Annotated in this window: 24 protein-coding genes; 16 read left to right on the forward strand and 8 right to left on the reverse strand. The window is 65.2% G+C overall.

Going from position 1 to position 23,032, the window contains the following annotated elements:
• Window positions 1-34: 34 nt before the first annotated feature.
• The 9 genes from K2O51_RS09955 to K2O51_RS09995 all read left to right on the forward strand — a co-directional run bounded on the left by K2O51_RS09955 (window position 35) and on the right by K2O51_RS09995 (window position 9,394).
• Window positions 35-1,222, forward strand: coding sequence for a lipid-transfer protein (locus K2O51_RS09955; protein WP_220630151.1), 1,188 nt, complete (start codon window positions 35-37; stop codon window positions 1,220-1,222).
• A gap of 20 nt (window positions 1,223-1,242) precedes the next feature.
• Window positions 1,243-1,686 (forward strand): MaoC family dehydratase N-terminal domain-containing protein, encoded by a 444-nt coding sequence (locus K2O51_RS09960; RefSeq protein ID WP_220630152.1) that lies wholly within the window; start codon window positions 1,243-1,245, stop codon window positions 1,684-1,686.
• 10 nt (window positions 1,687-1,696) lie between these two features.
• Window positions 1,697-2,113, forward strand: coding sequence for a MaoC family dehydratase (locus K2O51_RS09965; protein WP_220630153.1), 417 nt, complete (start codon window positions 1,697-1,699; stop codon window positions 2,111-2,113).
• Window positions 2,114-2,163: 50 nt separating this feature from the next.
• Window positions 2,164-2,994, forward strand: coding sequence for an SDR family NAD(P)-dependent oxidoreductase (locus tag K2O51_RS09970; protein ID WP_011300868.1), 831 nt, complete (start codon window positions 2,164-2,166; stop codon window positions 2,992-2,994).
• An 18-nt stretch (window positions 2,995-3,012) separates the two neighbouring features.
• Entirely contained in the window at window positions 3,013-4,161 is a 1,149-nt protein-coding gene (locus tag K2O51_RS09975; RefSeq protein WP_220630154.1) for an acyl-CoA dehydrogenase family protein, read from the forward strand.
• 99 nt (window positions 4,162-4,260) lie between these two features.
• Entirely contained in the window at window positions 4,261-5,262 is a 1,002-nt protein-coding gene (locus K2O51_RS09980; RefSeq protein WP_011300866.1) for a Bug family tripartite tricarboxylate transporter substrate binding protein, read from the forward strand.
• An 81-nt stretch (window positions 5,263-5,343) separates the two neighbouring features.
• Entirely contained in the window at window positions 5,344-6,258 is a 915-nt protein-coding gene (locus K2O51_RS09985) for a TauD/TfdA dioxygenase family protein (RefSeq protein ID WP_140953294.1), read from the forward strand.
• Window positions 6,259-6,288: 30 nt separating this feature from the next.
• Window positions 6,289-7,737, forward strand: coding sequence for an aldehyde dehydrogenase family protein (locus K2O51_RS09990; protein WP_220630155.1), 1,449 nt, complete (start codon window positions 6,289-6,291; stop codon window positions 7,735-7,737).
• Between the two features lie 16 nt (window positions 7,738-7,753).
• Window positions 7,754-9,394 (forward strand): GMC family oxidoreductase, encoded by a 1,641-nt coding sequence (locus K2O51_RS09995; protein WP_011300863.1) that lies wholly within the window; start codon window positions 7,754-7,756, stop codon window positions 9,392-9,394.
• A gap of 73 nt (window positions 9,395-9,467) precedes the next feature.
• On the opposite strand, the gene K2O51_RS10000 is transcribed toward K2O51_RS09995, so the two are convergent.
• The 4 genes from K2O51_RS10000 to K2O51_RS10015 all read right to left on the reverse strand — a co-directional run bounded on the left by K2O51_RS10000 (window position 9,468) and on the right by K2O51_RS10015 (window position 12,639).
• Window positions 9,468-9,803 carry a hypothetical protein gene (locus K2O51_RS10000; RefSeq protein WP_049796504.1) on the reverse strand — a complete coding sequence of 112 codons (336 nt, stop codon included), beginning with the start codon at window positions 9,801-9,803 and terminating at the stop codon, window positions 9,468-9,470.
• A 415-nt stretch (window positions 9,804-10,218) separates the two neighbouring features.
• Window positions 10,219-11,439 carry a phosphoglycerate dehydrogenase gene (gene serA, locus K2O51_RS10005; RefSeq protein ID WP_049796503.1) on the reverse strand — a complete coding sequence of 407 codons (1,221 nt, stop codon included), beginning with the start codon at window positions 11,437-11,439 and terminating at the stop codon, window positions 10,219-10,221.
• Between the two features lie 135 nt (window positions 11,440-11,574).
• Window positions 11,575-12,090, reverse strand: a complete 516-nt coding sequence (locus tag K2O51_RS10010; protein ID WP_011300860.1) for a hypothetical protein — start codon at window positions 12,088-12,090, stop codon at window positions 11,575-11,577.
• Window positions 12,091-12,183: 93 nt separating this feature from the next.
• The gene (locus tag K2O51_RS10015) at window positions 12,184-12,639 is read right to left on the reverse strand and encodes a universal stress protein (RefSeq protein WP_011300859.1); all 456 of its coding nucleotides are present in this window, start codon (window positions 12,637-12,639) and stop codon (window positions 12,184-12,186) included.
• A gap of 263 nt (window positions 12,640-12,902) precedes the next feature.
• On the opposite strand from K2O51_RS10015, the gene K2O51_RS10020 reads away from it, so the two are divergent.
• Entirely contained in the window at window positions 12,903-13,733 is an 831-nt protein-coding gene (locus tag K2O51_RS10020; RefSeq protein ID WP_011300858.1) for a universal stress protein, read from the forward strand.
• Window positions 13,734-13,765: 32 nt separating this feature from the next.
• Here the strand turns inward: K2O51_RS10020 and cysK are convergent, their stop codons facing one another.
• Window positions 13,766-14,683: a cysteine synthase A gene (gene cysK, locus K2O51_RS10025; RefSeq protein WP_011300857.1), complete on the reverse strand. Its 918-nt coding sequence runs from the start codon at window positions 14,681-14,683 to the stop codon at window positions 13,766-13,768.
• Window positions 14,684-14,780: 97 nt separating this feature from the next.
• A complete protein-coding gene (locus K2O51_RS10030; RefSeq protein ID WP_011300856.1) occupies window positions 14,781-16,520 on the reverse strand; it encodes a cation:proton antiporter domain-containing protein in 1,740 nt (579 codons plus the stop codon).
• A 133-nt stretch (window positions 16,521-16,653) separates the two neighbouring features.
• Between K2O51_RS10030 and K2O51_RS10035 the strand changes: the two genes are divergently transcribed.
• The 6 genes from K2O51_RS10035 to K2O51_RS10060 all read left to right on the forward strand — a co-directional run bounded on the left by K2O51_RS10035 (window position 16,654) and on the right by K2O51_RS10060 (window position 20,904).
• Window positions 16,654-16,797, forward strand: a complete 144-nt coding sequence (locus tag K2O51_RS10035) for a hypothetical protein (RefSeq protein WP_166487092.1) — start codon at window positions 16,654-16,656, stop codon at window positions 16,795-16,797.
• Between the two features lie 58 nt (window positions 16,798-16,855).
• Window positions 16,856-17,452 carry a hypothetical protein gene (locus K2O51_RS10040; protein WP_041680257.1) on the forward strand — a complete coding sequence of 199 codons (597 nt, stop codon included), beginning with the start codon at window positions 16,856-16,858 and terminating at the stop codon, window positions 17,450-17,452.
• Window positions 17,453-17,530: 78 nt separating this feature from the next.
• Window positions 17,531-18,004, forward strand: a complete 474-nt coding sequence (locus tag K2O51_RS10045) for an OsmC family protein (protein ID WP_011300854.1) — start codon at window positions 17,531-17,533, stop codon at window positions 18,002-18,004.
• A gap of 193 nt (window positions 18,005-18,197) precedes the next feature.
• Window positions 18,198-18,461, forward strand: coding sequence for a hypothetical protein (locus K2O51_RS10050; RefSeq protein WP_011300853.1), 264 nt, complete (start codon window positions 18,198-18,200; stop codon window positions 18,459-18,461).
• 311 nt (window positions 18,462-18,772) lie between these two features.
• Window positions 18,773-19,957 carry a thiolase family protein gene (locus K2O51_RS10055; RefSeq protein WP_011300852.1) on the forward strand — a complete coding sequence of 395 codons (1,185 nt, stop codon included), beginning with the start codon at window positions 18,773-18,775 and terminating at the stop codon, window positions 19,955-19,957.
• Between the two features lie 14 nt (window positions 19,958-19,971).
• Window positions 19,972-20,904 carry a 2-dehydropantoate 2-reductase gene (locus K2O51_RS10060; RefSeq protein ID WP_011300851.1) on the forward strand — a complete coding sequence of 311 codons (933 nt, stop codon included), beginning with the start codon at window positions 19,972-19,974 and terminating at the stop codon, window positions 20,902-20,904.
• Window positions 20,905-21,112: 208 nt separating this feature from the next.
• Here the strand turns inward: K2O51_RS10060 and K2O51_RS10065 are convergent, their stop codons facing one another.
• Window positions 21,113-22,165: an alpha/beta fold hydrolase gene (locus K2O51_RS10065; protein ID WP_011300850.1), complete on the reverse strand. Its 1,053-nt coding sequence runs from the start codon at window positions 22,163-22,165 to the stop codon at window positions 21,113-21,115.
• A 145-nt stretch (window positions 22,166-22,310) separates the two neighbouring features.
• Window positions 22,311-23,012 carry a 2OG-Fe(II) oxygenase gene (locus K2O51_RS10070; RefSeq protein ID WP_373460983.1) on the reverse strand — a complete coding sequence of 234 codons (702 nt, stop codon included), beginning with the start codon at window positions 23,010-23,012 and terminating at the stop codon, window positions 22,311-22,313.
• Window positions 23,013-23,032: the final 20 nt, after the last annotated feature.

Here is a 23,032-nt window from a genome sequence, read left to right on the forward strand (position 1 = left end):
CGGCCGCCTTCTTTAATTCTCAGAGGAAATCGACATGAGCAACAAAGTGGTAGTGGCCGGCGTCGGCATGATCCCGTTCACCAAGCCTGGCGCCAGCGATGACTATGGCGTGATGGGCGCCAATGCGGCCAAGGCCGCGCTGGCAGATGCTGGCATCGACTACGCGCTGGTAGAGCAGGCCTACGTTGGCTATGTGTTCGGCGATTCGACGTCGGGCCAGGCCGCCATCTACGGCGTCGGCCTGACCGGCATTCCGGTCATCAACGTCAACAACAACTGCGCCACCGGCTCGACCGCGCTGTTCCTGGCGCGCCAGGCCGTGGAAAGCGGCGCGATTGAATGCGCCATCGCGGTCGGCTTCGAGCAGATGGTGCCGGGCGCGCTCAAGGGCGCTTATACCGACCGTCCTGGCCCGATGGAACGCTTTGCGAACACCATGGCGCAAGTCCAGGGCTTCGACGAGCAGGCGCCGCGCGCGGCGCAGTTCTTCGGCGGCGCGGGCCGTGCGTACATGAAGGAATACGGCATCCGCCCGGACACCTTCGCGCGCATCTCGGTCAAGGCGCGCCAGCATGCCGCGCGCAACCCGTTTGCAGTGTTCCGCAATACCGTTACTCTGGAAGAGGTCATGGCGGCGCCGACCGTGTTCGACCCGCTCACACGCCTGCAGTGCTGCCCGCCGACCTGCGGCGCTGCCGCCGCGATCCTGTGCACGGAAGCGTTCGCGCGCAAGCATGGCCTCGACACGCGCGTGAACATCGCCGCGCAAGCCATGACCACGGACCGCAACAGCACCTTCGACGAAGGCGACATGCGCAAGGTGGTGGGCTACGACATGACCGCTGCCGCAGCGAAAGCCGTCTACGAGAAGGCCGGTGTTGCGCCGACCGATATCGACGTGGTGGAACTGCACGACTGCTTCACCGCCAACGAGCTGATTACCTACGAAGGCCTGGGTCTGACTCCGGTCGGTACTGCCGAGAAATTCATCGTCGATGGCGACAACACCTACGGCGGCCGCGTGGTTACCAATCCGTCGGGCGGCCTGCTGTCCAAGGGTCACCCGCTGGGTGCCACCGGCCTCGCGCAATGCGCCGAACTGGTCTGGCAACTGCGCGGCAAGGCCGGTGACCGCCAGGTCGAAGGCGCGCGCCTGGCGCTGCAGCACAACCTCGGCCTCGGTGGCGCCTGCGTGGTGACGCTGTACGAACGCCAGCAATAAGCGGTAAAGGAAGCACAGAGATGATCGACAAGATCCATATCGGCGCGCTGATCTCGCGCCATTCCGTTGACGTGGAGGCCGGACGCCTGCGCTTCTTCGCCAAGGCGACGGGCCAGAATGATGCGCGCTACACCGACCTGGCTGCGGCCGAGGCCGCGGGCTATCCGGACCTGCCGGTACCGCCCACTTTCCTGTTCTGCCTCGAAATGGAATCGCCCAATCCGCGCGCCATGATCGAGCGGCTGAACATCGATATCGGCAAGGTCCTGCATGGCCAGCAGCATTTCGAATACCACCGAATGGCCTATGCGGGCGAGTGCCTGACCTTCGAAACCCGCGTGGCCGACATCTACGAAAAGAAGGGCGGCGCACTGGAGTTCGTGGTGCGCGAAACCCGTGTGACTGACGCCAAGGGCGACCCGGTCGCCGACCTGCGCAGCACCATCGTCGTGCGCAACAGCTAAGGAGACAGCCATGCAGACCCTCCGGTTTGATGAGATCGCGGTCGGCACGGAGCTGCCGTCCTTTACCGCGCCGCCGCTGAACCGCCTCACGCTGGCGCTGTACGCCGGTGCCTCGGGCGACCACAACCCGATCCACGTCGATATCGACTTTGCGCGCAGGGCAGGCATGCCTGACGTATTCGCCCACGGCATGCTGTCGATGGCTTACCTCGGCCGTCTGCTGACCAACTGGGTGTCGCAACAAGACATTCGCAGCTTCTCGGTGCGCTTTGCCGCGATCACGCATGTCGGCGACGAGATCGCGTGCACCGGCACGGTTGTGGAAAAGGATGACGTTGCGCGCACCGTGCGCGTGGCACTGGAGACCCGCAACCAGACGGGCGAAATCAAGCTGTCAGGCGATGCACTGATCGCCCTTGCCGCCTGAGGCGGCCGGACAGCCGGGACATTCAACAGATCAGCAAAGGAGTACAGGAAATGAGAAAACTCGTCGACAAGGTCGCTATCGTTTCGGGTTCGGGCCGCGGCATCGGCCGTGAAATCGCGCTGAAGCTCGCCAGCGAAGGCGCAGCCGTCGTGATCAACGACCTCGACGCGGAACCGGCACAGGCCGTGGTGCAGGAGATCGTCGCCGCCGGCGGCAAGGCCGTCGCGTGCGTGGGCAGCGTGACCGAAGCCGATTTCGGCACCCGCTTCGTCGGTACCGCGCTGCAGACCTTCGGTCGCCTGGACATCATCGTCAACAACGCCGGCTACACCTGGGACAACGTGATCCAGAAGATGACCGACGAACAGTGGTCGGCCATCATGGACGTGCACGTGACCGCGCCGTTCCGCATTCTGCGCGCCGCCGCTGACTACTTCCGCGAAGCCGCCAAGAAGGAAGCCGAGGCCGGCCAGGAAGTGTTCCGCAAGGTGGTCAACATCTCGTCGGTATCGGGCGTGATGGGCAACGCCGGCCAGGCCAACTACTCGGCCGGCAAAGCCGCCATCAACGGCCTGACCAAGGCACTCGCCAAGGAGTGGGGCCGTTACAAGGTCAACGTCAACAGCGTGGCGTTCGGCCTGATCAAGACGCGCCTGACCGAGGCCACGGCCGGCTCGGACAACACCTCGACGCTGAACATCGGCGGCAACGAGATCAAGGTTGGCGTGAATCCGCAGCTCATGAAAAATATCGAAGCGATGATCCCGCTGGGCCGTGGCGGCACGCCGGTCGAAGCTGCGGGTTCTGTGTACCTGCTGTGCATCCCCGAGTCGAACTACATCACCGGCCAGGTGCTGATCTGCGGCGGCGGCCGTCCCTGATCGAAGCGGAGCAAGAGCATGGCATTCAATCAACGTCCCTGGATTACTGACGACCTGGCGATGTTCCAGGACGGCATCCGCAAGTTCATCGAACGCGAGCTGGTTCCGCACGAGGATCGCTGGTGGAAGCAGCAGCACGTCGACCGCGAGATCTGGCGCAAGGCCGGCGAGATGGGCATGTTGTGCGCGAGCATTCCCGAGGAATACGGCGGTGGCGGCGGCAACTTCGCGCATGAAGCAGTCATCACGCTCGAGCAGTCCCGGGTGGGCGTCAGCAGCCTTGGCACTAACGTCCACAGCGGCATCGTCGCGCATTACATCCTGCGTTATGGCACCGAGGCGCAGAAGCAGAACTGGCTGCCGAAGATGGCCAGCGGCGAAATAGTCGCGGCCATTGCCATGTCGGAGCCCGGTGCGGGATCGGACCTCAAGAGCATCAAGGCGCGCGCCGTCCGCGACGGCGACCAGTATGTGCTGAACGGCTCGAAGACCTTCATCACCAATGGCTTTCTGGCCGACCTGATCCTGGTGGTCTGCAAGACCGATCCGGACAAGGGTGCAAAAGGCGTGTCGATCGTCGTGGTCGAGACCGAGAACCTGCCGGGCTTCCGCCGCGGCCGCATCCTTGAAAAGATCGGCCAGAAGGGTCAGGACACAGCCGAGCTGTTCTTCGACGACGTGCGCGTGCCCTGCACGAACCTGCTGGGCACGGAAGAAGGCAAAGGCTTCTACCAGCTCATGCAGCAGCTTCCGCAGGAGCGCATGATCATCGCGCTGGGCGCGTTGTCTGCGATGGAACGCGCGGTGGAACTGACCACCGACTACGTGCGCGAACGCAAAGTGTTTGGCGCGACGCTGCTCGACATGCAGAACACCCGCTTCAAGCTGGCGGAGTGCAAGACCAAGGCTGTCATCGCGGGCGCATTTGTCGACGACTGCATGGCCAAGGTCCTGCGCGACGAGCTCGATCCCGAGACCGCCGCCATGGCGAAGTGGTGGGGCACGCAGACGAGCTGCGAAATCATCGATGAATGCCTGCAGCTCCATGGCGGCTACGGCTACATGATGGAGTACCCGATCGCGCGCATGTACGTGAACGCACGCGTGGGCAAGATCTACGGCGGCTCGAACGAGATCATGAAGGAGATCATCGCGCGCACGCTCTGACCTTAGCGGCACCGCAGGACCATGGCTGCATGACCAGGCCCGCCAGAGGCCGGCTGCAGCCGCGAATCGGTAGAACCAATGAAAAATGGAGACAGCAAGATGCAGCAGCAAAGGCGAAAGGTTTTGCAGCAGTTGGCGCTCGGTTTGGCAGGCGCGGCATTCGGAGGCGTCGGCCTCAATGCGCGGGCCCAGGCCAACGCGGCCGGGTTCCCATCGCGCGCGGTGCGCGTGGTGTACCCGTACCAGGCGGGCGGTACCGGCGACGTGGTCGCGCGGCAGATTGCCGAGGGCCTTGCCAAAGCCTGGGGCAAGCCGGTCATCGTTGACAACCGGCCCGGCGCCGGCGGCATGATCGGTGCTGACATGGTCGCCAAGGCCGACCCGGACGGCCATACGCTACTGCTGACGCTGACCGGTATGGTGCAGGCGCCAAGCCTGTACAGCAAGGCGCCGTACAACCCGGTGCGGGACTTTGCGCCGGTTTCGGAGCTTGCCACGTCGAACCTTGCGCTGGTGGTGCAGCCTTCGCTCGGGGTGAGCAGCGTGAAGCAGCTGATCGAATACATCGGCAAGCAGGGGAAGCCGCTGGCGTACGGTTCCTATGGCCTGGGCTCGAGTGGCCATTTGCAGATGGAGATCTTCGGACGCAACGCGAAAGTGGCGCTCACACATGTGCCCTACAAAGGTGAGGCGCCAATGGTCAACGACCTGCTGGGCGGACAGCTTCCGGCCGGCATGATCGCCGCAGTCAGTGCGCGCCAGCATGCCGCCGCGGGCAAGCTGCGGGTGCTCGCTGTTGCAGGCGCAGCGCGCTCACCCATGCTGCCTGACGTGCCGACGTTTGCCGAGGCTGGCGTGCGTGGACTCGAGCGGCAGGGATGGGTGGGCATGTTCGCGCCCGCTGCAACGCCGCGCGCCATCGTGGAAAAGGTGTCGGCCGACGTCAACCGCACGTTGACCAACCCCGATTTCCGCGCGCGCATGGTCGATCTTGGGATCGTGCTCAAGGGAAGCACGCCGTCGGCTTTCTCCGATGTCGTCAAGGCCGAGCAGGCCTATTGGGCCGAAGCGATCCGTGCTTCGGACATCCGCCTGGACTGATTGCGCCAGCATGCAGTGAATCGCTGGTGCGGCAGATCGAGCCCGCGCCGGCCAGCAGCCCACCGAACAAAAGGAGATGATATGACCCGTAGCAATGCCGCCGTTCAACTTAGCGATGCGTCCGCCGAACCTAACACCCTGAACTACCACGGCTTCACCATTACACGGTCGACGCCGACCATTGGTGCCGAGGTCGGCGGGATCGATCTGGCCGAGACGCTCGACGACGCCACCGTGGCCGCGCTGCGGCAAGCGCTGGTGCGCCACAAGGTGCTGTTCTTCCGCGACCAGGACATCACGCCGGCACAGCACGTGCAGCTCGCACGCCGCTTCGGCGAACTCGAAGTTCACCCCGTCTTTCCGCATCACGAGGACCATCCCGAATTGGTGCTGCTGGGCGGAAGCAAGGACATGCGTGGCCGCGAGAACATCTACCACTCCGACGTCTCGTGGCGCGAGGTGCCGTCGATGGCGTCGATGCTGCGCTGCGTGGAGTGCCCCGACACCGGCGGCGACACGATCTGGGTCGATATGGCACGTGCCTACGCGGCCCTGCCCGACGCCGTCAAGGAGCGGATCGACGGCCTCTATGCGGTTCACGACATCATGCCCGGCTTCGGCGCACGCATGACTCCGGAGGAACGTGAAGTCAACCGCAAGAAGTTCCCTGCGGTCACGCACCCGGTCGTGCGCACGCATCCCGAGAGCGGTGAAAAGATCCTCTACGTCAACGAAGGATTTGTCACGCATCTCGCGAACTTCGGCGAGAAGGTGCAGTTCCGCGTGGGCTTCGATTTCCGCTATGGCGAACTCGATCTGCTGCAGTACCTGTTCCGCCAGGCCGCCGTGCCCGAGTACCAGGTCCGCCTGAAATGGCGGCCCAACACCATTGCGTTCTGGGATAACCGTTCCACGCAGCACTACGCCGTGCAGGACTATTTCCCCGCAGTACGCCGGATGATGCGCGCGACCATCATCGGCGATAAACCTTTCTGAAGCGCCCCCACTTTCAGGAGTTAACGCTCGATGCACAATCTCAATACGTTCTATATCGGGGGCGAGTGGGTTAAACCCGCTGATGGCGCCACGTTGGCGGATCTCGTCAACCCGGCGACGGAGGCCGTGATCGGCACGGTCGCCATGGGTGGCGCGGCCGATGTCGACCGTGCCGTGGCGGCCGCGCGCGACGCGTTCGCATCGTGGTCCAGGTCCAGTCGCGAGGAACGCCTGGCCCTGCTGCGCCGCATTTCCGACGGCTACAAGGCGCGCATCGGGGAGATTGCCGAGGCCATCAGCACGGAGATTGGCGCGCCAATCTGGCTGTGCCGTGAATACCAGGCCCCGATGGGCTTGGTACAGATTCAGGCAGCCATTGCAGCGCTCGAAGCGTTCGAGTTCGTCACCGTCAAGGGCACGACCCAGGTCGTGCGGGAGGCGGTCGGCGTGGCCGCGCTGATCACGCCGTGGAACTGGCCGGTCAATCAGATTGCCGCCAAGGTGGCGCCGGCGCTGGCGGCCGGATGCACGATGGTGCTCAAGCCATCGGAAATCGCGCCGCTCGACGCGCGCATCTTTGCCGAGATCGTGCAGGAGGCCTGCCAGGCCACATCGACGCCCGCAGGCGTGTTCAACATGTTGTTTGGCACGGGTCCGACGGTCGGCGCGGCGTTGTCGCGCCACCCCGATGTCGACATGGTGTCCATCACCGGCTCCACGCGCGCTGGCGTAGACGTGGCCATGCAGGCCGCGCCAACGGTGAAGCGCGTCGCGCAGGAACTTGGCGGCAAGTCGCCCAACGTCATCCTCGATGATGCCGATCTCAAGGCTGCGGTCTCTCAGGGCGTGGTGAGCTGCATGCTGAATTCCGGCCAGACCTGCACGGCGCCGACGCGCATGCTGGTACCACGCGCGCAATACCAGATGGCCATCGCGATTGCGCAAGCGACGGTGCAGGCGCTGACTGTCGGTGATCCGTCTTCGCCTGACAGCAAGCTGGGGCCCAGTTCCAACCGTGCACAGTACGAACGTGTCCAGCGCATGATCGAAGCCGGTATCCAGGAGGGCGCACGCGTCGTGGCCGGTGGTCCGGGCCGCCCGGAAGGACTTGCGCAGGGCTTTTACAACCGCCCGACGGTATTTGCCGACGTCAGCAACGACATGACCATTGCCCGGGAGGAGATTTTCGGGCCGGTGCTGTCGATGATTCCTTACGACAACGAGGCTGAGGCAATCCGTATCGCCAACGACACGCCTTACGGGCTCGCTGCCTATGTCTGGTCGGGCAACCCGGCACGTGCGCGCCGCGTCGCTGGAGAACTGCGCGCGGGCTCCGTGCAGATCAACGGTGCGAAGATGGACTTTGCCGCGCCGTTCGGCGGCTACAAGACGTCGGGCAACGGCCGCGAGTTCGGCGCGTACGGCCTGGCCGAGTTCCTCGAATACAAGTCGGTCGCAGGCTGCACCGTGGATGAATGAAGGAGTGACCGATTACATGGAAACGTTTGACTATCTGGTGGTGGGTGCCGGCTCGGCAGGCTGCGCCATTGCATCAAGGCTGGCCGAAGACCCCGCCGTGACGGTGGCCCTGATCGAGGCCGGGCCGACTGATCACCATATGAGCATCTGGATGCCGATCGGCATGGCATCTACCGTGCGCAATGCCGGCCCACGCAACTACGGCTACTACACCGTGCCGCAGCCGGGCTTCAACGGGCGGCAGGGTTACCAGCCGCGCGGCAAGGGTCTGGGCGGCAGCTCGTCGATCAACGGCATGGTCTATATCCGCGGTCACCGCAACGACTACGACGACTGGGCGCGCCTGGGCTGCACCGGCTGGGGATATGAAGACGTGCTGCCGTACTTCCGGCGCAGCGAACATCACGAGGACTACAGCGGCCGGGACGATAACCGATGGCACGGTGGCACGGGCCCGCTGCGCGTAAGCAACCTGCGCTCGCCCAGCCCGTTTTCCCGGCGCTTTATCGACGCGGCAATCCAGGCTGGCTATCGGCCCAATAGCGATTTCAACGGTGCGGATCAGGAGGGAGCGGGCTTCTACCACGTCACCCAGCATCGTGGCGAGCGCTGGAATTCGGCGCGCGCCTACCTGCATCAGGGCAACGCGGGCGACAAGACTCTGAGCGGAGGCCGCAGCAACCTTTCGGTGCTGGTCGAGACGCAGGTGCTGCGTATCAACTTCGACGGCAGGCGGGCCACGGGACTGACCGTTGTGCGCGGCGGGGTGGAGCAGAAGCTGGCGGCACGGCGCGAAGTCATTGTCAGCGCCGGGGCCTTCAACTCGCCGCAGTTGCTGCTGGCGTCCGGCGTAGGCCCGGCGCGCGAGCTTTTTGACATGGGGATTCATGTTGTAGCCGACCTGCCTGGCGTAGGTAGGAACCTGCAGGACCATCCGGATGTCATCCTGAACAAGCAGGTGCATTCGCTGGACCTGTTTGGCCATTCCTTTGGCGGCTTTGTGAAGCTGTCGATGGAGTTGCTGCGCTATCGCCGCAAACGCACCGGCATGCCTAGCAGCAATTTCGCGGAGGCCGGCGCTTTCATCAAGAGTCGGCAGGGACTTGCGGCCCCTGATATTCAGCTGCATTTCATCACGGCACTGCTCAATCACGGCAGCGACAGGAAGAAGCTGGGTCATGGCTATTCCTGCCATGCCTGCGTGCTGCGGCCGAAGAGTGTTGGAGAAGTACGATTGCGTTCCCCGGACATGCGCGAAGCACCGGTCATCGATCCGCGCTTCCTCAGCCATGAGGAAGATATGACCGTCATGGTGGCAGGCGTGCGCGCAATCCGCCGCATCTTCGCGCAGCAGGCGCTGGCCAGCGCCGGCGGCCGCGAGCTGTTCACCGACGAATTCGGGCCGGGCGACGGCGACCAGCAAGCAATCGAGGCTTTCGTGCGCGAGCGGACCGACAGCGTCTACCACCCGGTCGGCACCTGCAAGATGGGTGTGGATGACATGGCCGTGGTCGATCCCGCCTTGCGTGTGCGTGGTGTGCAGGGCTTGCGCGTGGTCGATGCATCGATCATGCCGACGCTGGTGGCAGGCAACACCAATGCGCCGGCGATCATGATCGCCGAGAAGGCGGCAGACCTGATCCGCGCCGGCGACTAACGGGACGGCACTGCAATCGTCTTGCCGGCCCGCAGTGCCGTGAGGTGCTGCGGGCCGGGGCGTCGGGCCGGCTTCAGAGATAGGTAGCCACAACCACGTACGTGTTCGTGGCGCCACGGCGGCCAATCGGCTCCAGCCGCAACTGGGCCGCGCCCACTCGGGCGCTTGCGGCCTTGCCAAGGGCCGCCGCGCGCAACGCCTTGCTGACCGGGCGCCCCGCCGGCGTCAGGCAAGTGGCGTTGACCCCTTGCGCGTCCGCCTCGAACCCGCACGAGGGCTCGGTGATCGCACCCTGGAACGTGATGGTGCCGGACTGCGCGGCCGCACCGCCCGCGATACCTGCCGCAACACACAACGACAATCCGACCCGTCGCGCCCATGCCGGCACGCGCCTTTCCTTTGCGTCCATATCGATTCCCTCCATGGTGGATGCCACCTGACTGTTGCCGTGTGGCGCGGAGCGCGACCGCTGTCAGTGCTCCTGTCGCCAATAGCGGCGTGCCAGGACTGGGCTTTAGTAATTCCCTTAAAAATATTGCAGCCTGTTGACTTCTGATGCGGTCCGGCGGTGTCAGTTGCCGGCGACGGCCTGAAGAGTAGCGTTGCCGCTGAAGCCATTTGGCGCCACCGGGATATCGCCGGGCAAGGCGGGCGGCTACGCCTCAGCCCATTCTTATCGGCCCCGGCTGATTTTCGTGCGCAGCGGAGGACGATGCGGGCAGGCTCTCGGAAAAGAGGCGTCATCCGCCGTCTGGCCTCATGCGTTGCATGCGGCCAGACGGCGGATGTGGTGCGACAGGAAAAATCGGTGCGAAGGGGTGGGGTTAGCGCACCAGCAGCCGCGAACGTACGAATCCGGCATGCGTGCGCAGCGATTCCATCAGCACGTCGGACGGCACGCGGTCGAGATCCGTGACGACGTAGCCGGTATGGCCGCGCGTCTGCAGGTGCTGGCCGTTGATGTTGACGCCATCCTGGGCCAGCAGCGTGTTCAGTGCGGCTAGCGCGCCCGGAGCATTGCTGTGGATGTTGAGCAGGCGTGCCGGCGCGTGCAGCGGACCGGGATCGACTTCGGGAAAGTTGACGGCGCCAATGGTGCCGCCGGTGTTCAGGTAGTTCAGCAGCTTGGCGGCTACCTCTGTGCCGATGTTCTCCTGCGCCTCTTCAGTGCTGCCGCCGATGTGGGGCGTCAGCAGGACATTCGGAAGCTGCTGCAGCGGACTGACGAATGGATCGTTGTTCGTCTTCGGCTCTTCCGGGAACACGTCGATTGCCGCGCCGCCCAGGCGCTTGTCGCGCAGTGCCGCCGCAAGCGCATCGATATCCACCACGGTGCCGCGCGATGCGTTGATCAGGATCGCGCCCGGCTTGAAGCAGGCGAGCACGTGGGCATCGATCATGTTGCGCGTGCGGGCCGTAGCGGGCACGTGCAGAGTGACCACGTCCGCCTGCGACACGGCTTCTTCGAGCGTACCGGCGGCACGCGCCGAGCCGAGCGACAGCCGGGCCAGCACGTCGTAGTACACCACCCGCATGCCCATCGACTCCGCCAATACGCCGACCTGAGAGCCGATATTGCCGTAGCCGACGATGGCGATGGTCTTGCCGCGCGCCTCGAACGCGCCGCTGGCGCCCTTGGCCCACTTGCCGGCATGAGCTAGCGCATTCTTCTCCGGGATCTTGCGCAGCAGCATCACGGCCTCGGACACGACCAGCTCGGCCACCGACCGCGTGTTCGAAAACGGCGCATTGAAGACCGGGATGCCAGCCGCGGTCGCGGCGTCCAGATCGACCTGCGAGGTGCCGATGCAGAAGCAGCCGATGCTGAGCAGCGCGGGCGCGCTGCGGATATCGTCGCCGCGCAGGTGCGTGGCAGAGCGGATGCCGACGAGGTCATGGCTTGCCAGCACCTGGCGCAGTTCGTCGCCGGCCAGCGCGCCGGTGCGGCGCTCGACCGTCAGGCCGGCCTCGCCAAGGCGCGCCGTGGCGCTTGCATGGATGTTTTCGAGCAGGATCGCAGTCGTCACGTTCAGTTTTCCGCGCAAGAATAGGACTCGGAGAGAACAAGGTGCGCGCCGGCAGCCTCTGCTGCGGCGCGGCAATGTCTATTCTGCGCGAAAAAGCTGCCGCGGTCCCGGTGCCCCTTCCGCCAACGTTGGCACCATCGGGAGCCGCTCAGCCTACCGGGAGCGTCCGCGTCGGTCGCCGCCGAGCGGGTCGACGATGATCATGCTTTGCTGCAGCACGCCGTTGTCGTCGAAGTAGCAGCTGAAATGGGCGGTCTGGTAGCCGTCCTTGTACATCCGGTAGGTCCAGGCCTCGCGCTTCATCAGCGGGTAGTACTGCGTGGGCTCGCGTGGCTTGCCGAAGCGCTCGAGCACTTCCTGCTTGGTCCAGACTCCGACCTGCGCCTGATAGATTTCGGCTTCCGTCAGCATTTGCCGATAGCTGACGAGCTTGCCGGTCGCGTCAAAGTCCGCGGCATAGACCGTGTGGCCGAGCGGCTGCCCCGAGTAGAGCCAGCGGGACGTGCCGTTCGGAAACCTGAAGGTATCGGTGGGCTCCCCCAATGTACCGCGAACGGCACCTTGGTCGCTGCCGATCAGTCGCTGGCCGGTCTGTTCCGGTTGCAGCGACGCGCAGGCGCTCAAGGCAAGGGCTGCCATGCAAGCCAGTGTGGCCAGGCGGATTCGCATCGTGCGCTCCCGCGGGGAAATCCCGCATGCCCGGATTGTCCGGCCTGTGGCACGGCGTGCGCAATAGCGCCGGCTGCAGTCGGCGGCGCGGGACTAGCCCTCGACCTCGCTGCGGATCAGCAGCACCGGGCGGTTGGATTTGCTCACCACGCCCTCGGAGACGCTGCCCATCAACAGACGCCGTACGCCGCGCCGGCCGTGGGTGCCCAAGACGATCAGGTCTGCGTTCCAGGTATCGGCCTGCGCGACGATGGTTGACGAAATCTGCCCGGGTGCCACCGGCTTTTCGATCAGTTGGGTCACATGCCTGACGCCGGCTGCATCGAGCCTGCTCGCGGCCTCGGCAAGGACTTTGTTGCCGAATGTCAGGATACCTTGCATCAGGGCCTTGGCGTCGAAGTAGGCGACGTCGAAAAACGCGTCGCTGTCGTCGGCGACGAACAGGGCCTTGACCTCCGCCCCCGTGGCCTTGGCGATTGTGATGGCCTGGCTCAACGCCAGGTCGGAAGACTGGCTGCCATCTACGGCGAGCAGGATGCGTTGATACATGGCGGATCTCCGGAGTGTGACGGCGGATGGTCAGGAGTGGCAAATGGTTGCCGGTACGCGTGAACGCGTTGGATTCAGCGTAGGTGCATCTGAAGGTGTCGGCTTGATGTGCATCAAGGCTTGCTGCGGCAGACGCGGCATCACGGTTCGGTCGTGCCGCATTGATGCCCGTCAAGCACCTTGGCCGGCAAATGCTTACACTGGTTCACGTCCCAGGCGGTCCGCAGCGTCGCACTCACGCCTTTGCAAGGAGCAATGAACCGATGGACTACAAGACAATCCTTGTCGCGCTGGGCGACGATCCCGCGCGCGCGGCGCGCTTGCACGCCGCGCTGGTCCTGTGCCGGCACTTCGGGGCGGGGCTGGTCGGGCTGACCGCAACGGGCACGCAGCTCGAGCCGTTCCGCGGCGCCGGCGACGAGGCCGGCAAGTACGCCGAGCAGGCGGCGGCAAGCTTGCAGCGCATCGTGGATGAGAACCTGGCGGCGCTGCAGGCTGCGGTCACGTCATCGGGCAGCGGCATGAGGTGCCGGCACGCGGTGGTCGAGGCGGAGACGGGCTGGGCGCTCGCGATGGAAGGCCGATTTGCGGACCTGGTTCTGCCGCCGGCTTTGCAGGCTGGCGACAACGCCCCCGCACTGATGGCCGAGGAAGCCGAGTACGCGCTGCTCAATACGGGGCGTCCGATGCTGCTGGTACCGGCCGGTGCCACGCTGGCACCGCAGGGGCATGCATTGGTGGGCTGGGATGGCAGCCAGCCAGCCGCGCGCGCGGTGAGCGATGCGCTGCCGCTGCTGGCGCAGGCGTCCTATGTAACCGTGGTGGTGGTGGCCGGCGCCAGTGGCGAAGACGAGAAGGAAGCAGGCGGGGAACGGCTGCTGCAGTGGCTGGCCGCGCACGGGATCGAGGCCTGGCTGCGTGTCGAACGTGGCGGACAGCCCGGCGATGAACTGCTGCGGCTAACCTATGAACTCGGTGCCGGCCTGTTGGTGGCAGGCGGCTACGGCCGCAGCCGCCTGCGCCAACGCGTGCTGGGCGGCACCACGCGCACGCTGGTGCGGCGCGCCGGCGTGCCGCTGTTCATGTCGCACTGACGATTGCCAGCGCGTTGGCGCGCGGTAAAGCCTCAGGCCGGCAGGAAGCCCTCGACCGTCAGGTAACGCTCGCCGGTGTCATAGTTGAACCCGAGCACGCGGGCGCCGGCCGGAAGTTCAGGCAGCTTGCTCGCGATCGCGGCCAGCGTCGCGCCCGACGAAATGCCAACCAGGATGCCTTCTTCGCGCGCGCAGCGGCGCGCCATCTCGCGCGCTGGTTCGGCATCGACCTGGATCACGCCATCGAGCAGGTCGGTTTTCAGGTTCTCCGGGATAAAACCGGCGCCGATGCCCTGGATCGGATGCGGCGCGGGCGCGCCACCCGAAATCACCGGCGATGCCGTCGGCTCCACGGCGAACACCTTCAGTTGCGGCCATTTCTGCTTGAGCACCTGCGCGCAGCCCGAGATATGGCCGCCCGTGCCCACGCCGGTAATCAGTGCATCGAGGCCTTCCGGGAAGTCCGCCAGGATTTCCTGCGCCGTGGTGCGCGCATGGACGTCGATGTTGGCCGGATTCTCGAATTGCTGCGGCATCCACGCGCCGGGGATCGAGGCGATCAATTCCTCGGCGCGGGCGATCGCGCCCTTCATGCCTTTCTCGCGCGGGGTCAGGTCAAAGGTCGCGCCGTAGGCGAGCATCAGCCGGCGGCGTTCGATCGACATGCTGTCCGGCATCACCAGGATCAGCTTGTAGCCCTTGACTGCCGCCACCATCGCCAGGCCGATGCCGGTATTGCCGGAGGTCGGCTCGACAATGGTGCCACCGGGTTTGAGCACGCCACGGCGTTCGGCGTCTTCCACCATCGATAGCGCGATACGGTCCTTGATCGAGCCGCCCGGGTTGGACCGCTCCGACTTGATCCAGACTTCGTGGCCGTTTCCGAACAGCCGTCGGATGCGGATATGCGGCGTATTGCCGATGGTCTGCAGGATGTTGTCTGCCTTCATGTTGTCTCCGGAGGGTTGTGCGGGCGCGGCGAACCGCGGCGCGAATGCGTGTCAGACCGGGATTCTATTAAAGTTCACAGAGCCTTGGTCGCATGCGTCATGCAGCGTGGCCCGCGGCATGGCCATCGGTGTATGCCTGCGGCCCCGGCGCGAAGCGCTCCAGCACATGGGCCGTCATGCCCCTGGCCAGTTCTTCCTCGCCGTAGAAGACCGTGCCGATTGCCTCCTTGCGCAGCATGACGGACTCGTCTTCATTGTGCGTACGCAGGACGATCTCAATCGAGGGATTGAGCGTGCGGGCGGTATCGGCCATCTGCCTGACATCGATTGGATCGGCAATGGCGACCACAAGCATGGCGGCACGCGCGATATGGGCCTGGATCAGGACGGCGGGATCGGCCGCGTTGCCCGAAACCGCCGCAATACCGCGATTGCGCAGGCTCTCCACCAGTTCGCGGTTCTGCTCCGCGACCACGAACGGAATGCCGCGCGACTGCAGCGCGCTGCCGATGCGACGCCCCACGCGGCCATAGCCGACCAGCACGACCTGGCCCTCGAGATACTTGCGCTCGGTCGTCATCGGCAATTCAGCGTACGGGTCGCCACGCTGCTCCAGGCGCCGGGCCAGTGCCGAGCGTTTGAGGACCCAGCGGCGGAACGGCTCGTTGAGGGCGAACAGCACCGGGTTCAGCGCGATCGAGATCAGCGCACCCGCCAGCACCAGGCTCATGCCCTCGGCCGGCAGCAGGCCGAGCGAGAGCCCGAGCCCGGCCAAGATGAACGAAAACTCGCCGATCTGCGCGAGGCTGGCCGAGACAGTCAGCGCGGTATTGAGCGGATAGCGGAACGCCAGCACCAGCGCGAACGCTGCAATCGACTTGCCGACGATGATGATCGCCACCGTGCCAAGCACGTGCAGCGGCTGCTCGATCAGGATTGCGGGCTTGAACAGCATGCCCACCGAGACGAAAAAGAGCACCGAGAACGCATCGCGCAGCGGTAGCGATTCCTGCGCCGCGCGGTGGCTGAACTCTGACTCGCGCATGACCATGCCGGCGAAGAAAGCGCCCAGCGCGAACGAGACACTGAACAACTGGGCCGCGCCGTACGCAATGCCGATGGCCGCGGCGATGACTGACAGCGTGAACAACTCGCGCGAGCCCGTGCGCGCGACCAGCCACAGGAACCACGGCAGCAAGCGGCGGCCCGCCACCAGCATCAGCGCGATAAAGGCACCGACCTGCAGCAGCGTCAGCGCGATGGTGGTCCACAGCGGCCGGGTCTCCGCCGCGGCCGATGCGTCCGAGCCGCCCAGAATGCCCGCCAGCGGCGGCAGCAGGACCAGCACCAGCACGGTGGCCAAATCTTCGACCACCAGCCAGCCCACCGCGATGCGGCCGTTCATGCTTTCCAGCACGCCGCGCGTCTCCAGCGCCTTGAGCAGCACGACCGTACTCGCACAAGAGAGCGAGAGCCCGAAGATCAGCCCGCTGCCCCAATGCCAGTCCCACATCCATGCAACCCCAGCGCCGAGCGCCGTGGCCAGCGCCATCTGCACCACCGCGCCAGGCACGGCGATGCGCTTGACCGCCAGCAGGTCTTTGAGCGAGAAGTGCAGCCCCACGCCGAACATGAGCAGCATCACGCCGATCTCGGAAAGCTGGGAGGCCAGATGTACGTCCGCGACAAAGCCGGGCGTGCCCGGTCCGATGATGATGCCGGCTACCAGGTAGCCGACCAGCGCCGGCACTTTGACCCGCTCGGCCAGGAAGCCGAGAACCAGGGCAATGCCGAACCCGGCGGCAAGCGTGGTGATAAGAGGGATGTTGTGTTCCATGCAGGACGAAGGGAGTGGCGGATTGAAAACGGGGCGGTCCTGCGGCGGAGCCCGGCAGTCCGGTTGCCGGTCGGGCAAGGGTGGGTCTGCCGTGCGCCGGCAGACATACCAGGCCCCTTCATGATAACGGCAGATGGACGAAGCGCTGTCGAAAGGGCAGATTCAGGCGCATGGCGAGTCTATGGCGAAGCATGGCGCGCCGGCCGTGCTGTGGGCCAGCGTGTGGCGCAGGCAAACGTTGCGTTCGGAAATTGCAGATGGTGCGCGGCCCGGTTAGCGGCGATGATCGGTGCCGATATCCTGCTACCGGCTGTTTTCCGAGTCTTCCGTCCACCATGCGCGTCCACCTGCAGTCCTACTCGCACGTCAGCCTGCATCGACTGTTCCTGGCGTTCCCGCTGACCATCGTGGCCACGCATGGCAGGTCGGTCGTCAGGCGGCGCGGCCACGAGCGGCTGCTTGTGCCGGGACACGATGTCACGATCGAGCCGTTCGAGACCATCGACATGCATCTGGACGGCAGCAGCGGCCAGCCGTCGTCGTGCACGTTCGAGATCAGGCGCGGCATGCCCGGCACGCCGCAGGATGCGTTGCACCAAAGGATTTCCAGGCGCGTTTTCCTGCAGCCCCAGTATGCATGGAGCGCGGGCTTCATCGCCGAACGTATCGACATGCCCGCGACGCAGCTGCGCCGCCTGCTGTTTTCGCAAGGCACGGCGCTGACGGACCTCTGCCGTACGCAGCGGCTCATGCGCCTGCTGTTCGAAGCCATGGCGGGCGACGTAGCCATGGCGGACCTGAAGCGGTTCGTCGGATGGCCACCCAACGGTGATGTGGAGTCGGCTTTCTATGATCGCTTCGGCGTGTCCGTACAGACCGCGAGGCGGCTGGCCAGTCATCGGGTACCCGAACTGAGGCGCTCCATTGCCTGAGTGGATTGCGTCTCTCCGGCAGCAACCGCCCTATGCAGTCATACTGGCGCATTCACGGAATCGGCGGAGGACGCTGACATGGCAGATCGAGAGCATCACTATCGGGTTTCGGTCGAGTGGACCGGCAACAAGGGCAGCGGCACGTCGGGCTACCGCGCGTATGCGCGCGACTACGTGATTCGCTCCGGCGCCAAGCCGGTCATTCCGGGCTCATCGGATCCGTCCTTTCTCGGCGATGCGGCGCGCTGGAATCCGGAGGACCTGCTCGTGGCCTCCGCCGCGGCGTGCCACAAGCTCTGGTACCTGCATCTGTGCGCCAACGCGGGCATCGTCGTGCTTGCGTATGTCGATGATGCGGAAGGCACGATGATCGAAGCGCAGTCCGGCCGCTTCACAAGGATCGTCCTGCGGCCGCGCGTCACCGTGCGCGCGGGCGACGACCTGGAACTGGCTGCGCGGCTGCATCACACCGCCCACGAACAATGCTTTATCGCCAACTCGCTCAATTTCCCGGTGCTGTGCGAGCCGACCTTCGAGCAGGCGCCCGCTTAGAGCAAGCGTCGCGGTCCCGCTGTTCGGACCGCCCCGACGCTTTGTGCGCCTGTTGGCCGTTGCCCACCAAAATCAGCCTCTGACAGCTCGTTGCGTACACCTGAGCGCGCGCGCAGTCGGTGGCATGGCATCTGCATAGTCAAGGGCGAACGTCGTATCCGCCGTTCGCTTTCCATGACTACAGGAGATTCCCATGTCCACGCTACTGATCGAAAACCTGCCGCGCGTCCGCGAACTGGACCGGGCTGCCCGTGCCGCCATCCGCGGCGGCGTTGCCTACATGCCTGCTTCCATCGCGGTGGGCGAGCCCGACCCGAACGGGCACCTGCCGGGGCCGTCGATGCCCTCGATGCCTCCGCTGCCATCGTTCCCGCCGATGCCTCCGATGCTGAAGCTGCCCGAGTTTCCGGCGGGATTCCCGTTCCAGCCCAAGCCTCGTCACATTGTGCCGCTGTAAGCACCTGTCCCTCCTCGGCCGCCTCGATACGCGTCAAGCGTGCCAGGGCACGTGAGCGACCGCACCATGGACATCGTCTGGAGTGACTGACCATACCGGCAGGGCACCCGGGCGATGTCCATTCCTTCTTGAGGCGCAAGGAACTCACTTTCCGAAACTCCTATTGCTTTCATTATGAAAGTTCGGCTAGAGTTGTTACTAGCATGATGATAGTAAGTGGTAGCTGAACCGACGCTGCTGCTATGTCAGTGCCATCCGGTGCCGCTTGTGGCGCCCGCAACCGTCGTCGACGTCCGTAGGAGGGTAGTTTCATGAATACGCGCGAAGTGGTGTTGTGTCACCCGGTTCGCACCGCGATTGGTGCATTCAACGGCACCCTGAAGGGCACGCCTGCGGTTGAACTCGGGGCCGCGGCAATCGGAGAGTCGCTCAAGCGTGCAGGCATCGATGCCGGCCGCATCGGCAGTGTGGTGTTCGGCAACGTGATTCAGGCCGGCAACCGCATGAACCCTGCACGGCAGGCCGCCATCGGCGCGGGCTTGCCGGTATCCGTCCCGGCCATGACCGTGAACCGCGTGTGCGGGTCCGGTGCGCAGGCCATTGCAACGGCCGCGGACGAGGTCAGGCTTGGCTATGCCGACGTCGCCGTCGCCGGCGGCATGGAGAACATGGACCGTGCGCCTTACCTCGTGCCATCCGGCCGCTGGGGGCAGCGCATGGGCGATACGGTCATGCATGACAGCATGCTGTTCGACGGGCTGCAGGATGCGTTCTCCGGCCTGCACTCGGGCTGGCATACCGAGGATCTCGCCACCCGCTACGAGCTCAGCCGCGATGCACAGGACCGCTGGGCCGAGCGGTCGCAGCAGCGCTTTGCGCGAGCGCAGGCGCAGGGCCGATTCGCGTCGCAGATCGTTGAAGTCGCCGTGAAGGCCAAGGGCGGTACGGCCGCGTTCAAGGTCGACGAGGCCAATCGTCCCGATACCACCCTCGAGACGCTGGCGCGACTGAAGGCGGCATTTCGTGAGGGTGGAACCATTACTGCCGGCAATGCGCCCGGCATCAACAGTGGTGCCGCTGCCATGCTGGTGGCCGAACGCGCCTTTGCGGAAAGCCAGGGCATGAAGCCGATGGCTAGGCTGGTTGCCTACGGTGTCGGCGCGGTGGAACCGGGATTGTTCGGGCTTGGCCCCGTTCCTGCCGTGCGCCAGGCGCTCGAGCGCGCACGCTGGACGCTCGGCGATATCGAGCGTATCGAGATCAACGAGGCCTTCGCTGCCGTGCCGCTCGCAGTCGCGGCCGAGTTGGGCCTGCCCCACGACATCATCAACGTGGACGGCGGTGCCATTGCGCACGGGCATCCGATCGGTGCGACCGGTGCGGTGCTGACGACGCGGCTGCTCCATGCGATGCAGTCGGACGGCATCCGGCGCGGCATTGTCACGCTCTGCATTGGCGGCGGGCAGGGCATTGCGCTTGCCATCGAATCTCTCTGAACAGACGAGACCTTATGAAGATACTTGTGCTGGGCGCGGGCGCCATGGGCGGTTACTATGGCGCGCGCCTGATCGAGGCCGGCGCGGACGTCACGTTCCTTGTGCGCGCGGGACGTGCCCGGGCGCTGGCGGAACACGGGCTGGTCGTGCGCAGCGCGCTTGGTGATTTCAGGCGCGCCGTGAAGACCGTGCAGGCGGGCGCAGTCAGGCCCGAGTACAACCTCGTGCTCATGGCGTGCAAGGCCTATGACCTCGAAGACGCCATGCTCGCAATCGCGCCGGCCGTCGGCAGCGACACGGCCATCCTGCCGCTGCTCAATGGAATGTCCGCCTATGACCAGCTCGACGCGCGCTTCGGCGGGAAGCGCGTGCTTGGTGGTGTGTCATACATTGCGACGACGCTTGCGGATGACGGAACCATCGCTCACGCCGGCAGCAACGACCGGCTGATGGTGGGCGCGCGCGCACCCGAAACGCATGATATTGCCAGGGCGCTCCACGAGCAGTTTTCCCGCTCGGCGGGCACGCGCGAACTGTCATCCGATATCGTCCAGGAGCTCTGGAACAAATGGGCGATGATCGCCGCCGGCGCGTTGATGACCTGCCTGATGCGCGGCAACGTCGGACAGATCATGCGGACGCGCGACGGCCGGAGCCTGACGTTGCAGGCGATTGCGGAGTGCGGGGCTGTCGCGGCACTGAGCGGCTTTCCGCTTCCAGAGGCGGTCGCCAATGCCGTGAAGAGCCGCCTGCTCGATGAATCGTCGACCTGGGCCGCCTCGATGATGCGCGATATCGCACAAGGCAGGCGCCAGATTGAGGCCGATGCGATTGTTGGGGATCTCGTCGCGCGTGCGGCCGTGCTCGGGCATGAGGTGCCGTTGAGCCGCATGGCTTATTGCCACCTTCAGGTCTATCAAGGCCAGCGCGCTGCGGAACGGGTCTGAGCCACGTGTGACGACGGCGGGTACGACCTGGCACTTGCCAGCGGCTCGTCCCCCCGTATCGCACTAATCTTCCTTCTTTTCCTCGCGCATTGCCCGCGGCATGCCGGTCCATACGCACCGGTGCCCGGCACTGCCGAGCTCCGATGCGAGCGCCGACAGCGTCATGGCTATCAGAACAAAGAGCCTTCGCATCGCCAGCCACCGCTTGTCAGTGCGTGTCGACGTCCAGCACCGCCTGTGCAAACGCTACAGGCGCTTCCTGCGGCAGGTTGTGGCCAATGCCGCCGGTCAGGTGCCGGTGCTCGTACCGGCTTGTGAACTTGCTGGCATAGGCGCTGGGCTCAGGGTGAGGCGCGCCATTGGCATCGCCTTCCATGGTGATCGTCGGCACGCGGATGGCAGGTGCGGTCGCGAGCTTCCGTTCGATGTCGTCGAATCGTGCATCGCCGGCGGCCAGCCCCTGTCGCCAGCGGTAGTTGTGGATGGTGATTTCCACGTGGTCGGGGTTGTCGAACGCGGCGGCGCTGCGCTCGAACGTGGCATCGTCGAAGTTCCATTGCGGCGAGGCGAGCTTCCAGATCAGCTTGGCAAACTGCCGCGTGTACTTCTGGTACCCCGCGCGGCCGCGTTCGGTCGCGAAGTAGAACTGGTACCACCACTGCAGTTCGGCTTCGGGCGGCAATGGCTGCTTGCCGGCTGCCTGGCTGCCGATCAGGTAGCCGCTGACGGACACGAGTCCGCGGCAACGGTCTGGCCACAGCGCGGCCATGATGTCGGCGGTGCGTGCGCCCCAGTCGAAGCCAGCCACGACGGCGTTCTGGATGCGCAGCGCGTCCATCAGCGCGATCATGTCGACCGCGACGGCGGACGGCTGGCCGTTGCGGAAGGTATCGGGCGACTGGAACGTGGTCGCGCCATGGCCGCGCAGGTAAGGCATGATGACGCGATATCCGCGTGCCGCCAGCAATGGGGCGACATCGACAAAGCTGTGGATGTCGTAAGGCCAGCCATGCAGCAACAGCGCGACGGGCCCGTTGGCGGGGCCCGCTTCGGCGTAGCCGACGTTAAGCACGCCGGCATTGACGTGCTTGATCGGTGCGAAGGTGGTATGCGTTCCGGGCAGGGCAGAGGGCAGGGGCGAGGCTTTCGCCACGCTGGTCTGTGCCTGTGCTGCCTGCGAAAGGCCAAACTGTGCTGCGGCCAGCGTGGCGGCCGCAGCACCCAGAAACCCCCGGCGGGGCAGATCGACTTTCTCCGACATCGCGTTCTCCTGTGTGCTGAACAATCTGTGCACGAGTCTAGGAGGCCGCCGCATGCGGCATGTGTCGAAGTTCCTGGGCTTTGTATCGCCATGTATATGGCGCTGACCAGCGCATACATCGATACAAAAAGATGCCTTTGCCGGGTCACCGCCCTTGTGGGGCGTTATGAAACGATAGCTCCACGCCGATGCGGTCGCCTGCACGGACGCGGCTGATCGCATGCCGAAGGTTGACGCGATAGTGCCCGCCTGCTCCCTTGTGAGGGCGCCGGGCTGTGCTGATGATAGCCATGTCGCCAATCCCCAGCGGCACCACCGCTGGCCGCGACTGCATGCGCGGGCGCTGCTCGGTCATCACGAATTCACCGCCCTGGAAATCCACGCCCGGTTCGCTGAGCAACGCGATGACCTGCAGCGGGAACACATGTTCGCCATCGGCACGTTGATGCAAGGCGAGATAGTCCCCAGAACGAAGGCGATGCAGGCAGGACAGCGGCTGCGATTGACCGGCTTCCCGGTTGTGCTTGATGAACTCGCGCAGTTCCCGAGGGTAGCGGTAGTCGATATTCATCAGTGCGTTCCACCGGTTCGCGATGGGCGCGAGCTTGCAATACAGCGCCGTGCGCCAGTCCGCCCACGGATCGGGAAGCACACCGCCGAGACAGACCATCTCGCCGCGCCCGAGGCCGGCCGATTCCAGTGAGTGGTGGTGGAAGGCGCCCGATTGTCCTGCGTCACGGCCGAGCTCCCTTGCCTGCTCCGGCGAGAGCAGGCCGGGCAGCCCGGCATACCCGTCCTGATCGAGTTGTGCAGCGATCTCCTGCCAGTCCAGCCGGTCGAATGTCATAGCGGAGGAGGGCATCGCAT

Source organism: Cupriavidus pinatubonensis (genome assembly GCF_019602855.1).
Classification (GTDB): Bacteria; Pseudomonadota; Gammaproteobacteria; order Burkholderiales; family Burkholderiaceae; genus Cupriavidus; species Cupriavidus pinatubonensis.